The 390-nt window shown below is 35.1% G+C and carries 1 pseudogene; it reads left to right on the top strand.

The features are described from left to right. Window positions 1-106: pseudogene (locus HC175_RS24460) on the top strand (AAA family ATPase); the annotation flags it as partial. Between the last annotated feature and the right edge of the window lie 284 nt (window positions 107-390).

The raw sequence follows: 390 nt of genomic DNA on the forward strand, positions 1-390 counted from the left end.
CGTGCAGGCTGTAGCCTTCGGAATTTTACGCCACCGGGTGATCAAGAACTATAAAGCCGAAGCCGAAGGTATCTCTGAAGAAGAGATCATTAAAAGCTTATTTTAGTTCCCTTACATTTTCCTCCAGATCCTCCTTTTCTGCAGAAATCTTTGACTGCAAATATCTGAATCCATTTTGGTAACCTTAGTATAACGAACATGCAGGTTACTTTTCTGAATGCTTTTTAGCAATTTCTCAATCTCGAGCTATATTTATAGCATGTGCTTAATTTTCTCCCTCTAAATTTGCGGAATCATTAAATTATCTTCAGGGAATATCTGCTTATGTTATGATTTTTTAATTCCTGAGAGAATTCGTAATTTTGTAACACTTTCAGACAAAATAAATTT

The organism is Salinimicrobium oceani (genome assembly GCF_012037645.1).